15 protein-coding genes and 4 pseudogenes are annotated in these 13,660 nt (G+C 67.5%); 5 read left to right on the plus strand and 14 right to left on the minus strand.

Annotated features, from left to right (window positions below; translation table 11 throughout):
* The first annotated feature begins 281 nt into the window (after positions 1–281).
* Positions 282–662, plus strand: a complete 381-nt coding sequence (locus ACQPWU_RS48060; protein WP_433432923.1) for a hypothetical protein — start codon at positions 282–284, stop codon at positions 660–662.
* Positions 663–852: 190 nt separating this feature from the next.
* Here ACQPWU_RS48060 and ACQPWU_RS48065 read toward each other — a convergent pair whose 3' ends face one another.
* The 3 genes from ACQPWU_RS48065 to ACQPWU_RS48075 form a co-directional block, all read right to left on the minus strand.
* On the minus strand, positions 853–1,140 hold the full coding sequence (locus ACQPWU_RS48065) for a hypothetical protein (RefSeq protein WP_433432925.1): 288 nt from the start codon (positions 1,138–1,140) through the stop codon (positions 853–855).
* Between the two features lie 178 nt (positions 1,141–1,318).
* Positions 1,319–1,621: a hypothetical protein gene (locus ACQPWU_RS48070; protein ID WP_433432927.1), complete on the minus strand. Its 303-nt coding sequence runs from the start codon at positions 1,619–1,621 to the stop codon at positions 1,319–1,321.
* Positions 1,622–1,715: 94 nt separating this feature from the next.
* Positions 1,716–2,213, minus strand: coding sequence for a MarR family winged helix-turn-helix transcriptional regulator (locus ACQPWU_RS48075; protein WP_433432928.1), 498 nt, complete (start codon positions 2,211–2,213; stop codon positions 1,716–1,718).
* 17 nt (positions 2,214–2,230) lie between these two features.
* Between ACQPWU_RS48075 and ACQPWU_RS48080 the strand changes: the two genes are divergently transcribed.
* The gene (locus ACQPWU_RS48080; RefSeq protein WP_433432930.1) at positions 2,231–3,544 is read left to right on the plus strand and encodes a multidrug effflux MFS transporter; all 1,314 of its coding nucleotides are present in this window, start codon (positions 2,231–2,233) and stop codon (positions 3,542–3,544) included.
* 737 nt (positions 3,545–4,281) lie between these two features.
* Here the strand turns inward: ACQPWU_RS48080 and ACQPWU_RS48085 are convergent.
* Genes ACQPWU_RS48085 through istA form a run of 3 tightly spaced genes read right to left on the minus strand, consistent with a single transcriptional unit; the run spans position 4,282 to position 6,593 of the window.
* On the minus strand, positions 4,282–4,776 hold the full coding sequence (locus ACQPWU_RS48085; protein WP_433432932.1) for an ATP-binding protein: 495 nt from the start codon (positions 4,774–4,776) through the stop codon (positions 4,282–4,284).
* Positions 4,777–4,833: 57 nt separating this feature from the next.
* Positions 4,834–5,139: a hypothetical protein gene (locus tag ACQPWU_RS48090; protein WP_433432934.1), complete on the minus strand. Its 306-nt coding sequence runs from the start codon at positions 5,137–5,139 to the stop codon at positions 4,834–4,836.
* Positions 5,136–6,593: an IS21 family transposase gene (gene istA, locus ACQPWU_RS48095; RefSeq protein ID WP_433432936.1), complete on the minus strand. Its 1,458-nt coding sequence runs from the start codon at positions 6,591–6,593 to the stop codon at positions 5,136–5,138. Before istA ends, ACQPWU_RS48090 begins: the two co-directional genes overlap by 4 nt.
* A 146-nt stretch (positions 6,594–6,739) precedes the next feature.
* Between istA and ACQPWU_RS48100 the strand changes: the two genes are divergently transcribed.
* A complete protein-coding gene (locus ACQPWU_RS48100) occupies positions 6,740–6,916 on the plus strand; it encodes a helix-turn-helix domain-containing protein (RefSeq protein ID WP_433432938.1) in 177 nt (58 codons plus the stop codon).
* A 287-nt stretch (positions 6,917–7,203) separates the two neighbouring features.
* Here the strand turns inward: ACQPWU_RS48100 and ACQPWU_RS48105 are convergent.
* Positions 7,204–7,773: pseudogene (locus ACQPWU_RS48105) on the minus strand (DUF998 domain-containing protein); the annotation flags it as partial.
* A gap of 239 nt (positions 7,774–8,012) precedes the next feature.
* Between ACQPWU_RS48105 and ACQPWU_RS48110 the strand changes: the two are divergent.
* Positions 8,013–8,447, plus strand: coding sequence for a peptidase inhibitor family I36 protein (locus tag ACQPWU_RS48110; RefSeq protein WP_433432940.1), 435 nt, complete (start codon positions 8,013–8,015; stop codon positions 8,445–8,447).
* Positions 8,448–8,523: 76 nt separating this feature from the next.
* Entirely contained in the window at positions 8,524–9,399 is an 876-nt protein-coding gene (locus ACQPWU_RS48115; protein WP_433432942.1) for a hypothetical protein, read from the plus strand.
* A gap of 307 nt (positions 9,400–9,706) precedes the next feature.
* Here ACQPWU_RS48115 and ACQPWU_RS48120 read toward each other — a convergent pair.
* The 7 genes and pseudogenes from ACQPWU_RS48120 to ACQPWU_RS48150 form a co-directional block, all read right to left on the minus strand.
* Positions 9,707–10,003: pseudogene (locus tag ACQPWU_RS48120) on the minus strand (IS1634 family transposase); the annotation flags it as partial.
* Positions 10,004–10,072: 69 nt separating this feature from the next.
* Positions 10,073–10,324, minus strand: a pseudogene (locus ACQPWU_RS48125) (transposase); the annotation flags it as partial.
* 57 nt (positions 10,325–10,381) lie between these two features.
* A pseudogene (locus ACQPWU_RS48130) lies at positions 10,382–10,683 on the minus strand (transposase family protein); the annotation flags it as partial.
* Positions 10,684–11,003: 320 nt separating this feature from the next.
* The gene (locus tag ACQPWU_RS48135) at positions 11,004–11,891 is read right to left on the minus strand and encodes an alpha/beta fold hydrolase (RefSeq protein ID WP_433432944.1); all 888 of its coding nucleotides are present in this window, start codon (positions 11,889–11,891) and stop codon (positions 11,004–11,006) included.
* Between the two features lie 105 nt (positions 11,892–11,996).
* The gene (locus ACQPWU_RS48140; RefSeq protein WP_433432946.1) at positions 11,997–12,122 is read right to left on the minus strand and encodes a hypothetical protein; all 126 of its coding nucleotides are present in this window, start codon (positions 12,120–12,122) and stop codon (positions 11,997–11,999) included.
* Positions 12,123–12,483: 361 nt separating this feature from the next.
* Positions 12,484–12,855 (minus strand): hypothetical protein, encoded by a 372-nt coding sequence (locus ACQPWU_RS48145; RefSeq protein ID WP_433432948.1) that lies wholly within the window; start codon positions 12,853–12,855, stop codon positions 12,484–12,486.
* 10 nt (positions 12,856–12,865) lie between these two features.
* Complete coding sequence (locus tag ACQPWU_RS48150; protein WP_433445473.1) at positions 12,866–13,615, minus strand: SDR family oxidoreductase; 750 nt, start codon at positions 13,613–13,615, stop codon at positions 12,866–12,868.
* Positions 13,616–13,660 lie beyond the last annotated feature (45 nt).

Raw genomic sequence — 13,660 nt, forward strand, 5'->3', positions numbered from 1 at the left:
AGCGCGCACGCCAGCCAATAACGGGCCCGATGTCGCGGTCGAGTGATACATATCCTTCGCCTCCCCGAGCTCTCGCAGGGAGTTATGGTCGCGTACATCTTGCTCACTGTCGACCAGGGAGAGACACCGAGAGACCGTCGGCAAGTGGGTCGTGCTCGAGGATGAGCGTTGCCGAGGCATCCCTCCGCACATAACATCCGCTGGGTCTCTCGCGAATATCGCGAAGTCGTTGTGGCGGTAGCCGGGCGTCGAAGAATTTTCAGAAAGGTTTTCTCCTTCGCATGGTTCTTACCAAGGGCGCAATTATTCTCGTCGAGGCCGTGTTGGTGTCGGCGCTGATGTTTCCCACTCCGGCGAACGCATCGACCACCCCATGGGTGTGCGGTGGCAATGTCGTAGGAAAGCTGTGCGTTCGGCACAACGGCGACAAACTCCAGGCCAAGTACTATCCGCCGAGCGGGCGGACAGCCGCGGGCATCTTCTCGATCCGAACCGGAAAAGTGAACTACGTATACAAGTTCTCCAAGCATAGATACGTCGAGGAGGGCGAAGTGGCCAGGTTCACGTGGAAGCATCCGTGCCGCACTCGGTTCAAGGCCAATTGGTATTCCAACGCTGGTACGGACCCGATGGATCTGTATACCCCCGAAGCTAGATGCTGAGCCACTCGGGATTGGGCACGACAATGCGGAGGGGGACCATGCGCACCAGCGACCGCGGATGACAGCCCGCCCGGTAAGGCCAGCAAACGCGCCCGGGACGCCGTCGTCATCGACCAGCAAGTGCTGTATTCCCTGATCGCCCGATCCGCAGGGCGCCCTAGACCGTGATCCCTTCCGGTCAGAGCACTCATCAGCTCGCAGGACTCAGGTCAGGCCTGCGATCGGCAGAAGGCCGACGCCCTGCCTTCCGCAAGAGCAGGGTGGAGATCAGATAGACGACGAGCAAGCCGAGATTGAACGCCGCGCCGCCGAGCCAGGTCGCGATCGGCTCGGGTGAGACCAAGGCGATCGCCGTCCCGACGGCCAGTAGCGAGAGGGGGTTGGCGACCAGGGCGAACCAGTGTGGCCACACCGTCCGCCCGAGCGCGATTCTGACGCAGAGTGCCAGCAGCGCCAGACCAATCGTCACAATCGGCAAGCACCAGGCGATCTACAGAACATCATGGAATCGCGCGCCCAGATCGAGCATCGCTGCACGGGCCTCGGGGGGGCGTGGCCGGCAGAGTCTTGTAGACCATGCCGACGTAGTAATAGCCGGCAGGGTCGAGCGGCGCCCAAGCATTGCCAGCCAGCAGCATCACGAACAGCGGCCAGGCCTACGCACGACCTGCCGGCAGCAGCCCCCGGAACAGGTGCCAGCTCCCGGCGAGATAGAAGACGATGCCCATGTTGGCAACGAGCGCGCCCGCCGCCAGCCGCGCCTCGGATGATGGCAGCATCATGGTCGCCATGTCCGTATCGACTCTTCCCGCATGGGTCTCGAGAACGAGCGGGTAATCGGCGACTTGGGCCTTGGCGCCGATGAGAAGGATATCGCCGAGCGTCCACAAGATCATCGCGCCGATCACGCCCGCGATCCCGGTCAGGCGCAGCCGACGGAGCGAAGTGATGTCCGTCATCGGTGGCGGTCTGTTCATCACCTCGGGCATCCCCGGAGTCGCCGCAGCGGGCGCCCGTACCGTCCGCGGACTACTGGCCACACATACCGGCTGATCAGTCGCGGGCGGGGGCGCGTCGTTCCCTGAGGGGCGCGCCGAGGGCGTGGAGTGCGGGCACGGCGGCCGTCAAGGCGCTGCGTTCGCCGGGAGGCAGCGTGGCCAGGGCATCGGCGAATATCTCCGCCCAGGCGTCCTCGATCAGGGCCATGCCGTGCTGGGCGCTCATGGTCGGGTACAAGCGTACAGCGCGGCGGTCGTGTGGATCGGGCTCGCGGCGGATGAGGTCGCGGGTGAGCAGGCCGCGCACGGCCGTGCTGACGTTGCTGCTGTGCAGTCCCAGTTCGTGGGCGAGCGCCTTGGTGCCCGTACCGGGCGAGTCCAGCACGTAGCGCAGCACGTCCAGCTCAGAAGGAGGCAGGGGCGGCAGGCCTGCCTCCGTTATGCCACCCCACCGCAGAACGCGTGCGAGCGCATAAAGCGCCGGGGCGAGCTGCCTGGCCTCGCGCAGCAGGTCTTCACGTCCGGGAGCGGCATCGGCATCTGTCCTGCGCACTCCTCGATCCTACCAGTGTGTATAGTTATAGATATAAATCTATATCTAAATTCTGCGGAGTGATGATGACCGTTCGTGCCGCACGGCCGGTGGCTCCATCGGGCGGGCTCACGGCGACCCTGGCCTTGTTGTCGTTCGTGGTACCGCTGTCCACCGACATGTACCTGCCGGGCTTCCCTGCCATGGCACGCGAGCTGAACACCGACGCCGCCGGCGTCCAATTCACGCTCACAGCCTTCCTCGTGGGGCTCGCGGCAGGTCAACTCGCGCTCGGCCCGCTCTCCGACCGCTACGAGCGGCGCAAACCGATCCTGATCGGCGCTGGCGTCTGCACGCTGGCCACGGCGTTGTGCGCCGTGGCTCCCACGCTGAGCATGCTGATCGCACTGCGCTTCGTCATGGGATTCGCCGGCGCGGCAGGAGTCGTCGTAGGCCGTGCTGTGGTAACCGACCTCGCGACCGGTGCGGTCGCGGCCAGACTGTTCGGCCTGCTCATGGCGCTCGGCGGTATCGCGCCCATCCTCGCGCCGCTGGCGGGCGGAGTCGTGGTGGGCGGGGCAGGAAACTGGCGCGCGGTGTTCTGGGTGCTGGCGGGGGCATCGGCGCTCATGTTCGTGGCCGCGCTGGCCCGCGTACCCGAAACCCTGCCCGCCGAGCGGCGCCACACCGATGGTGCCGGCGCTCTGGCGAAGGCAGCCGCCTCCGTCCTCACCGACCGCCCCTACCTCGGCTACACGCTCGCCTTCTGCCTCGCCACCGCCGCGCTCTTCTGCTATATCGCTGCCTCCCCCTTCCTCCTGCAGAACGTCTTGGGCTTCAGCGTCGGCGCGGCATCGACCGTCTTCTCCATCGGTGCCCTCACCGCCACTGTCTCCACCCTGGCCGGCAGCCGTCTCGTCGGCCGCCGCACCCCTCGGCTCCTGCTCCGCGCCGGACTGGCCCTCATGCTCGCCTCCAGCATCGCCGCCCTCCTCCTCACCCTCACTGGACACCTCACCCGAGCCTGGGCCCTGGGCCTCATCGGCGCCGCCTTCCTCGGGCTCGGCCAGGTCTTCGCCACCGCCACCGGGCTCGCCCTCGAACGAGTTCCGCACGCTGCCGGAACGGGCTCGGCGGTGCTGGGCATGCTGCAGAACGCCCTCGGCGCGGCTGTGGCCCCCTTGATGGGCGTCGCCGGCGAGCACACCGCCATACCCCTTTTCGCCGGAATGACCCTTTGCACCCTGCTCGCCTCGGCCGCACTCCTGCTAACGAGGCAAAACACGGCAGATCCCGAGCAGTCCGATCTGACGGCCAAGCCAGATCGAGAAGGAATCATCGATATAGCCTGATACGCGCCCTACCGAGACCACTATCGGCCATCTTCGCCAGCGCGACCAATGAAGCCGCCCGCGAGAACCTGATCATCGGAGTCATGTGAGGCTCCCGCCTCGAACCCACGACCCACCACATCGACGACCTCCCGGCCCCGCCACGGCGGGGCCGTACTCTTGCCGTCAAGAGATCACGTCTGGCCGAATAGCGCCGGAGATCCCGGCCATTTGCCGCCGAAACTTACACCATCCGCGCTCTCATTCTGCGTCTGGTCCGGGAAAACCCCTTGTGGGGATACGGGCGAGTACATGGCGTGCTCGCCACCCTCGGCATCAAGGTCGCGCCTTCCACCGTGTGGGAGATCCTCAAGCAGGAAGGCGTAGATCCGTCTCCTGAGCGGGCATCCAACGTGTGCCGATTTCCTACGTTCGTAAGCCGGCGCGCTGCTGGCCTGCGACTTCATCGAGACCGTCACCCTCAACGGGCTGGCCAGTACATCCTGACCGTCATCGAGCACGCCACCAGGCACGTTCGCGTGCTGAGCACTGTGGCGGCCTTCCGGTGATCTCCTCGACCGTGGGGGTGATCGGGGCTGGCCCCTTGACCATGCTGGCGTATGCGTTGAGGACGATATCGACGACCCCAGCGGGCTGCCATGCCAGCATCTCCTGCCGCGCCGTGGCCGGTGAGATCCCCTCCCAGCGTAGGGGGCGACCGATCGCGTCGCCGATGATGCGTACTTGCTCGGCCTGGGTCAGAAGCTCAGGACCGGTGGGGACGTAGTCGCGCCCGCGATGGCCAGGTGGCTCTTGCCGACGCCGGGCGGGCCGAGCAGCGCGATGTTGGAGCGGGTCTCGAGGAAGGCCAGGGTGGCCAGGTCGCGGATCTTGCGGACGTCGAGGTCGGGCTGGAAGGCGAAGTCGAAGTCGTCGAGGGTCTTGTGGTGGGGCAGGCCGGAGAGTTTGAGCGCGTTGCGGAAGCGGCGGCCGTCTTTGACGCCGGCTTCCTCGCCGAGGGCCAGGTCGAGGAAATCGACGTAGCCCATCGTGGCGTCCTCGGCGCGTTTGATGAGGTCGGGCAGGGTTTCGGCGAGGTGGCCAGGCCGAGTTTGGTGGCGGTGTCGCGGATGCGGGTGATGATCAGTTCGCTCACGGGTTCGTCTCCTTCGGTGAGGTCGATGACTGATAGGTGGATGCAGGGTCGGTGTGGCGGGCCCCCTGGGGGTCGCGTGGCCGGGGTCGGCGGCCAAGGCGGAGGTTGGTGGGTGCGGCCCGAGATGCCCCAGGGGCCCGTCGGCGCCGGCCGGTCAGCGGGTCAGCCGGTGCAGCTTGACCGCCTGGGTGCCGAGATGATCGATGAGGTCGTCGATCGTGTGCCGGTCGATGGTGTGCCGGCTAGGGCCGGGGAAGGTGGCCAGATCCGCCCGGACATCGTCGCTGGTGTGCAGCAGCCAGTCCTCCAGCAGCCCGAGCAGCCAGGCCAGATCGCGTAGTTCGTCGCGGTGCAGGGGCCGGCATTCGGCCAGGTCGGCGTCGGACAGGACGGCTCCGTCCGCGCGCTGGTAGCAGCCCTCCCCGATCCGGTGCACGCCGATCCGGTGCACGCCGATCATGGCTGAGCCTCCTGGTCCCAGACGGGCAGGAGGGCGGCTTTGTCATAGTCGCTCAGCGGCCGCCGGGCCACGACGGTCGCCGCGGCGGGGTTGCCCGCCAGGAGCGCGGCCAGCGGGTTCGGCTCACCCGCAACCGCGCTGTTGCCGCCGCTGTTGCTGTCCGGGCGGTGCGAGCCGGGCCCGCCGGTAGGCCTGCCGGCGGGCGTCGGGTCGAGGCAGGTGGCGCGGGTATGCCCGTCCGGCAGGCCCACCCAGTGCGCCGGGTCGACCATACAGCTGCCCCGGCGCGGGGCGCGGGCGTGCACCGCCAGTACGCCGCCGCCATCGACGTCGAGAGCGTGGATGGCGATCGTGTCGGCGCAGGCCCGCACCTGCACCCGCTGGCCGGCCCGGATTCTCGCGGCGGGTACCGAGTACAGGCTGGCCTCGCACGAGATCAGGCAGTCCTTGCCCACCCGGCGCAGATGGTGATCGGCCACCACATAGGGCAGCTCCGGCAGCGGCAGCAGCGCCGCCCGGTCCTGCTGCGCCCGCACCGCGATCATCTGCCCGTGGGTGCGGTGCACCTGGCCGCGCCGGATCGGCAGCCACGTGGCGAACGCGGCGTTCACCTCATCCAGTGTCGCGAACGACCGCCCGGCCAGCACATGCTCGCGCACGATGGCCACCTGCCGCTCCACCCGGCCTTTGCCGGTGGGACGGTAGGCGGCCAGCGGGTCGATCGTGAACCCGTAGTGCGCGGCGAACGCGGCCGCCTCCGGATGCAGCGGCACCGCTGTGCCGGGTGCGACGTGCCGTTTGACGATGGTCTTGGTCCGGTCGTAGACGATCGTCGCGGGCACACCGCCGAAATGCGCGAACGCCCGCCGGTGGCAGTCGAAGAAGGTGACCAGGTCGGTGCGGGCGGTGAACAGGCAAAACGGGTCACGCGAGTACGACAGCGTCATGTGGAAGGAGTAGACCTTCCCACCGGTACTGCGGCCGGCCAGCAGCGCGCCTTCCTCACCCCAGTCGACCTGCGCCTGAGCGCCGGGGGTGACCTCGAAGCGGCGGTGCAGTCCCCGCAGCCGCTCCCGGCCACCACCCTCGGCGTCGCCGTCGTGTTCGGCGGCGATCCGCGGCCTGGCCCGGGCGACGTAGAGCTTCACCCGCTGATAGGAGTGGGTGAAGCCATACTCGGCGACCAGTCGTTCATGGATCGTGGAGGCGGTGATCGCGCGCTCGGCGCGCAGCATCGCATCGATCACGTTCACGTAGGATTCGATCACCTGGGGCTGGGTGCCCTTGCGCGAGGACGCCTTCGGCGGTGTGACGGGGGCGTCCTGTTGCAGGTATTTCTTGACGGTGCGCCAGTCCAGGCCGGTGGCCTCGGCGATCTCTTTATAGGTGGCACCCGCCTGATGCAGGGCGCGGAAGCGGCGTAGGTTCATCCAGGACTCCTGATCCAGGATCATGAGAGTTGTCGTCCTTCGGGTTGTCTGCTTGGCCTGCCGACAATCCGAAGGATGATCAACTCTGCGGCGAGGAACGGGTCAACTCGCCGGAGTCTCACCTACATATGAGGTCGTACGACCACCGTCATGCGAGGTCGTACGCGGACATGGGCAAGCTGCTGCATCGCCACGGCTGGTCGGTCCAGGTCCCGGCGCGGCGGGCTCTGGAGCGGGACGAGGAGGCCATCGCCGCCTGGAAGGAGCAGGTGTGGCCGGTGGTAAAAGCATCGGAGCGGACCTGGGCGCCTACCTGTGCTTCGAAGACGAAGCCGGGCAGGGGCTGAGGCCGCCCAAGGGACGCACCTGGGCGCCGGTCGGCGCCCGTCCGGTGGTGACGGTACGCGGCAAAGGCTCGGGCCGGGTCAACATGGCCGGCGTTGTGGCCTACCGGGACGGCGAACGACCGCACCTGTTCTACCGCCGGCACCCAGCCGCCGGGCCAGGGCGAACGCGGCCTCGCTGAGACCGAAGAACAGCAGGAATCCGGCCACCTGATGGATCCGGCCGCTGGCGGTGATGGCCGTGGCTTGCCCGGGTGGGTAGCCCAGTGCGAGATCGGTGGGCACCAGCCCGGCACGAGCAGGCCCGCCGCGGTCGCCGCGAGCAGGAGCGGCCCCCAGGTGCCGCCGCGCCCACCCCGAAGAGTGCCTCGCACGCCGGCGGCGAAGGCGGCCAGCAGCCCGCCGAGCACAAAGTTGATCGTCTGCAGCCAGCCGCGTTCGCCGGTGCCGAGGTGACGAGCGCCGTGGTGCCACAGGCTGTAGCCGGGCCGGGTGGCGCCGTCGGCCCACAGCAGCGCCGGCACCAGAACGCCGGCGGCGATGCCGCCTCTCAGCAGCACCGGCAGGGTGCGAGATGACATCGGGGAAAGTCCTCCTGCTTCTCCGCGACGGATCGTCGCGGGTTCAGTCGCTCTCGCCCCACCGCATCCGCAAGGAGCTGGTCGGTCTCGATCCGCTGCAAGGCGACATAGATGCCGGCTGGGAGGCGCGGCGCTGAACCCGGCCGAGGGCATCTGGGCCCACCTCAAGGGCCATCTGGCCAACCTGGCCATCCGCGGCGGCATCGACCACCTCACCGCCATCATCAAGCACCTTCTCAAGCGCCTGTAGTACCGGCCCGACCTGCTCGACGCCATCATCGCCCAGACCGAACTGATCCTCGAACCCGAACCGCCGTAACGCGAGAAGCCAGCCTTTCAACCTCTGTACCCGGAGCCGCGTGAAAATCTGACACCAATGCCCAGAACCTAGCGACCAAGGATCCCTGGACCCAACGCCAACGAAGTGTGCACTCCACGCTAAGGCCGCTTCCAGCCATCATTGATAATCTCCTCTACAGTCGGCGCACTGCCGATAAAGCACCAAAAAGGAGCCGTCAATGAAAATTAGAAGCCTATTCGCGACGATGGCGATCACCGCAGCCGCAACGAGTGCCGGGGTCCTCGCTTGGGGAACACCGGCGTCCGCGGATCCGGACGGCAAGTGCAGTGGCGGCTGGGTCTGCCTCTACGAGAACGAGGATTTCAACAGGGACAAGGGCGTCTCCGGCGACCACTGGCGAAACTTCAAGGAGAGCAAGAGCAATTTCAGCGATTTCAACTGGCGGGACCACGGGGGCAATGACAGCGGTGACGGCATGAACGACGAGACCAGCTCGATCCGGAACAGAACCGGTAAGACCATCATCCTCTACCAGAAGTCCGGATGGTCCGGTACCCCTGACGCCTTTCTTCCGGGCTCCGAATGGGACGACGGCAAACTGTCAAACGACCCCATCGGTGACAACGAGGCGAGCTCGATTTACGTGCCCTGATAGCGGAACCTGAGCGGCCAGGCTGTCTCCCGGCTGGTACGGAGAGGCAGCCTGGCCGCCCTCCGGAGAGGCGATCATGTCCAAGGGAGCTAATTCCGTTTTCTCCGCGGCAGCGATTCTGCTGCCCATCGTCGCATTGGTCGCCGCTTGCGGCACCGCTGCCGAGGTTCCGAGCCGGGCGACGCCGTTTCGGGCGACGATCGTCCTCCCCTTCGACTCCTACAAGGCCGGCGCCGAGGACATCGCCACCATCGACGCGGCGCAGATCGCGCTCATGCGCGAGTGCATGGCCGCCAAGGGCTACGCCTGGACGTGGCCACGCCAGGCGGCCCGCGAGCACCCGTTGCTCTCAGGCAACGCCCGCCGCTACGGTCTGGCCGACTCCGACGCCGCCGATCGCTACGGCTACCACGTCCCCGACACGCCCGAGAGCGCCCAGGCCAAGGCCGCGGAGGCGGCCTGGACCGACCGGTTGGGCGATGACGAGAAAGCAGGGCTGTTCGACCGTGGGGGGTGCGTGGACGAGGCGAGCGCCGTCTTGCGGAAGGGCATCGATGACCGGCACCGCTCATGGTTCACCGGGATGGAACACCAGGCGATCGACCAATCCGCGGAAGACCCGGCCGTGGCGCGGGCCATCACGGCCTGGAGTAGTTGCATGCACGAAGGCGGCTACAACTACCGAACGCCGCAGGATGCCGTGGAGGACCGGCGCTGGGACCTGGACGCGCCCCGCGTCTCCCCTGCAGAACGCGCCGTGGCCACCGCCGACGTGCGCTGCAAACAGCAGACCCGTCTCATCCCCACCCGCGCGGCCGCCGAGAAGCGCATCCAGACGAAGATGCTCGGCGAGCACGCCGACCGGTTCGACGCCGTGCTGAAGTCGCACGAGCGTTTCGTCAGCAACGCCCGCCGCGTCCTCGCCGACGTGGAGAAGAGGCGGCGTCGATAACTGTGCGTCTCGGTGCAGGCGCTCTGGGCAGTTCTTGGCGGGCCGGGCCCGGCGGCCGAGGGCGTCGTGAGGTTTCCGGACGGCGCGCGACGGCGGTCAGACGTGGAGGAAGGCGTCGGCCACGAGCATGGCGGTGCACTCCCTGATGGAGGAGAGGTCGACCATCTCGTCCGCGCTGTGCAGTCCCTCGCCCACTCTGCGTTCCGCAGGTGTGTAGCGATGAACCACATGAATCTGGGTTGTGAGCTGCGGTAACGTGTGCGGGTACGCTGATGCGGCATGTCACAGGCGTGAGTGTCGTGCCTGGTCAGGCGTCTGTGGCGGGCGTGGCCTCGACGATCTTCTTCGGGGTCGGGATGTCGAGTTTCGCCAGGCTGTCGCGCTGGGGCTTGGTCAGTTCGGCGCGTTGGCGGAAGGTGCCGGTCGGGCCGGTGAAGGTGGCCACCGTGAGCAGGTCTAATTCGTCGCGGATGCGGTTCCAGGTGGTGCCCGTGGTGGTCTTGATGATGCTGATGAGTAGCAGGGCCAGCCAGCACAAGATGACGTGTACGCGGATGCGTTCCTCGAGCCGGTGATAGACCGGGCGCAGGTCGATGACGGCTCTTCGAAGTTGGGCGGGGTTGAGACATCCACGGCTTCTACGGGTGGTCGCGCAGCGAGTGCGTAACCGTTGGTTCTCGGGGTTGCGGAAACCGTAGGCATCGCGGGCTCCGGTATTGATCACGCGGTTGGTGCCTTCAGAGCCCGCGTTGGTGATTCCGGTCTGGGGGAATCCCAGGGTCTCGGGCCACCAGGTCTCGATTGTGGTGGGCCAGACGTTCGAATTCCGGCAGGCATGTGCAGCACACCGATTGTAGAAACAAACAGTCGAGTCCGCGATAACGTGCCGGTCGGGCCGCGCGGAACGCGTCAGCCGGGTACGCAGTTCTCACGCGCGGTTGCCCTTGCGGCCGCGCCGACCACGGGCCTGGACGGTGATCCGGCGCTCGAGCAGCCCGGGAACCTGCTCACGAAACGTCTGCCGAGGGCACCCCCACGCCGGGCCGATCAGACGCCGTACCTGTACCGACACCACCACCCGCCGCCCGTCGACCGGGACATCCATGACCGTCCGACTGCCGTAGCTATGCACCCGACCGGTCAGCGCCCCCGCGCACCGGGCACGGTACCGGCTTGTCCCGAGTACGGGGCCATGACCCGAATGAGGTCGTCCTCGTCCCTTACATTGACCAGGGCAGACAGCCCCGCAAACACCACACCCGTAAGATCGTCGATCTTTAGCACGACCCAGCCTGGCGGATGATCGCTCAGCGCTGCCACGATTACGGGACAGAGTCGGTGCCCGTACAGACACGAACCCTGCAGCGCTTCACCTTCGTAGTCCGATCCCGGCCGGACCTGCTCGAGTGTGACGGCGTCTAGCCTCCAACCGGTGACCCCTGACTCACTCTGAACCAGGTTGTGGCCGATCGCCGCAGCCAGCACGAGATCAAATCCGACACAGACGCCAAGGCTCCGGCGATGCGGCGGCGGTGCCGGGGGTGGGGACCCCGCCACCGCCGTGCGCGCGGAGCGGCAGGGAACACCGTCTGGCGCTCCCCGTGTCAGACCAGGAATTCGAGCAGGGCCTTCACCACGGCCGCCGGAGCTTCCTCAGGAAGGAAGTGACCGGCCCCCGGGATGACGAGCCCGGTGACGTCTGTGGCCACCAGGCGCATGACCGTCTCCACGAACGTGCCACCGCTCAGTTCGCCGCCGAGCGTCAGTACGGGGATGGTCAGTGGCCCGGCCTCACGTACCCGCGCCAGCCCTTGGTCCGCACGGTAGAACTCGAAGCTGGCGTGCAGTGCCGCCGGGTCTCGCAGAGCGTCCACGTACACATCCACAGCGTGGGGCGGGATGGCGTGGGGGGTGGCGGCCTTGGAGGCGAACTGGTGGCCGAAGTAGATCTCCTCGCGACCGGCGACCATGCGTTCGTTGACGTCCGCGGGCAGGCGGTTGAAGGCGAAGTGCCACATGAGGTCGCCTCTGGCCGGGTCCGTCATGGGCGGCGGGAAGTCGGAGATGCCAGGGAGGATGGCTTCGGCCACCGCCAGGTGGGTGACACGGTCGCGGTGGCCGGCGGCGAGGGCATAGCTGACGACCATGCCGAGGTCGAAGCCGGCGATGGCGAAGCGGTCGTGTCCCAGGCCGGTCATGAGGGCGGCCATGTCGTCGGCGAGTGTGAGGGGGTCGTACCCGGTGGGGGGCTTGTCGCTGGCGCCCACGCCGCGGACGTCGGCGGCGACGACGGTGAAGTGCTCGGCGAGGTCCGGCATGGCCAGGCGCCAGCAGTACCAGAACTGGGGCCAGCCCGGGAGCAGCAACAGCGGCGGTCCGTCGCCGCCGACCACGGCGTGCAGGGTGAGATCACGGACCTGGACCGTTCGGCTGGTGAACGCGCTGGTGAACCCGTCAGGCAGGTGCGGCACGTCGGTCACGGTGAAGGGCATGTTCGTTCTCCTTATGAGGGCAGGCGAAACTCGCCCGACCTTTCAAATCATTTATCCGTTTATGCTGTGGAAATCCGGACGAGCTATCCGGTTATGCTGGTCGCATCACGACGGCACCTGCTGCGCGAGGACGTTGCTCATAACTGGCAGCGCATCGTAGACGCGGGCCGAACGGGCGCTCACCGACGAGGACGCGTGGCAGGCGCTGAGGTACTCCCTGTTCGCCGTCATCGACGCACAGTTGACCGACGCCTCGTTCTCACTCGTCACTGCCGCGCCCCACACCACGGAACTCAAGGCCGAGCTTGGATCACTCGGCGGTCGACTGCTCGACCGCGCCCGGGCCGCGCGGTCGTGCGCCCCGACGTGACCCGGGACGACCTCATCCCGCTCATGTGCGGCGTGGCCTACGCCGCCACCGCCCACTCCGGTGACCAGGAATCCGGATGCTGGACGACCTTCGCCCCTGATCCGCCGATGGTCAGCGTCTGTGAGCGGCGACGACCTCCGCCTGGACGAGCCAGCCCTCGACAGCAAGGCTGGCGATCTCGATCGTCACGCGGCCCGGCCGGCGGGGTCGAGCGCGGACAGGCTACGTCCAGCGGCGGATCGCGTCGATCGTGGTCTCCGGCGAGGTGTTGAAGCAGAACCGGATGCCAGGTTCCGCCGCCACCAATACGTTGATCAGCCGCTCGAACAGCACGGTGTGCTCCGGCAGCACGCGCACCCCGGCCCCGATCATGGCCAGGCCGAAGGGGCCTTCGGCGGACAGTCGCTCGCGTACGGCTTCCTCGGCCGCGGCCGGATCGGCGCCGATGAGGCACGCTACGGTGTCCAACCCCGCCGCACGCAGCGCTGCCTCACCCTGTTCGATACGGGCGGCCAGTGTCGCCTCGTCCAGGCCGGGGTGATCGGAGTAGTCGATCGCGCTCGGGTGCAGGCCGATCGTCAAGATTTTGGTCATGTGGGGGCTCCTACCAGGGGACGGGTCCGTTGCGGTCGAAAAAGCCGCCCGTCGGCCCGTCTCGGTCCAACGTGGCCAACCGGATGACCGCCTCGGCGGCCTCCGCGACGGTGTGCATGCCGGTGTGGTGGTTCATGTCGGTCGCAGGGTTGCCCGGATCGGCGGCGTTGACCTTGAAGCCGGGCAGTGCACGAGCGTACTGGGAGACGATCATGTTGAGTGCGGTCTTGGACGAGGCGTAGTCCAGGCTCAGGAAGCCGGACTCGGGGCGTGCGGGGTCGCAGGCGTAGGTCAGGGATGCAAGTGCGCTGGAGACCATGACGATTCGGGGATGGTCCGACTTGCGCAGGAGGGGCACGAATGCGTGCGTGACCCGTACCGGGCCGAACACGTTGGCTTCGTACAGGACCTGCAGCCGGTCCGCGCCCGTGTCGGCGGGATCCAGCCGTGGGCCGCCGACTCCGGCGTTGTTGACCAGTACGTCAAGACGGCCGGCCCTCCTGGCCACCGTCTCGGCCGCCGCGGCAACGGAGTCGTCCGAGGTCACATCGAGCTGGACGAACTCGACGCCGAGCGCGTCCGCCGCCCGCGTACCGCGTTCGCGATCACGGGCGGCCAGGAACACCCGCCAGCCCCGCTCCGACAGGCGGTGTACCGTCTCCCTGCCCAGCCCCTTGTTCGCTCCGGTGACCAGCGCCACCGTCTTCGTATCTGCCGCCGTGAGCTGTTCCGCGCCCGGTGCCGGTGTATCCGCCGGCATCAGCTCATCGCCGTTGGTGTCCGTTGTCATGGATTGATCGTCCGA

Origin of the sequence: Nonomuraea sp. CA-141351 (assembly GCF_050944675.1) — a bacterium.
In the GTDB taxonomy this organism is placed as follows: Bacteria; Actinomycetota; Actinomycetes; order Streptosporangiales; family Streptosporangiaceae; genus Nonomuraea.

Bases quoted from the DNA above. Each gene is read 5' to 3' on its own strand.
- ACQPWU_RS48100 (WP_433432938.1), top strand. From the start codon at position 6,740: ATGGGCAAGCTGCTGCATCGCCACGGCTGGTCGGTCCAGGTCCCGGCG.
- ACQPWU_RS48115 (WP_433432942.1), top strand. From the start codon at position 8,524: ATGTCCAAGGGAGCTAATTCCGTTTTCTCCGCGGCAGCGATTCTGCTG.
- ACQPWU_RS48070 (WP_433432927.1), bottom strand. From the start codon at position 1,621: ATGACGGACATCACTTCGCTCCGTCGGCTGCGCCTGACCGGGATCGCG.
- ACQPWU_RS48140 (WP_433432946.1), bottom strand. From the start codon at position 12,122: ATGACGGCGAACAGGGAGTACCTCAGCGCCTGCCACGCGTCCTCGTCG.
- ACQPWU_RS48150 (WP_433445473.1), bottom strand. From the start codon at position 13,615: ATGCCGGCGGATACACCGGCACCGGGCGCGGAACAGCTCACGGCGGCA.
- istA (WP_433432936.1), bottom strand. From the start codon at position 6,593: ATGATCCTGGATCAGGAGTCCTGGATGAACCTACGCCGCTTCCGCGCC.
- ACQPWU_RS48060 (WP_433432923.1), top strand. From the start codon at position 282: ATGGTTCTTACCAAGGGCGCAATTATTCTCGTCGAGGCCGTGTTGGTG.
- ACQPWU_RS48145 (WP_433432948.1), bottom strand. From the start codon at position 12,855: ATGACCAAAATCTTGACGATCGGCCTGCACCCGAGCGCGATCGACTAC.
- ACQPWU_RS48135 (WP_433432944.1), bottom strand. From the start codon at position 11,891: ATGCCCTTCACCGTGACCGACGTGCCGCACCTGCCTGACGGGTTCACC.
- ACQPWU_RS48090 (WP_433432934.1), bottom strand. From the start codon at position 5,139: ATGATCGGCGTGCACCGGATCGGCGTGCACCGGATCGGGGAGGGCTGC.
- ACQPWU_RS48110 (WP_433432940.1), top strand. From the start codon at position 8,013: ATGAAAATTAGAAGCCTATTCGCGACGATGGCGATCACCGCAGCCGCA.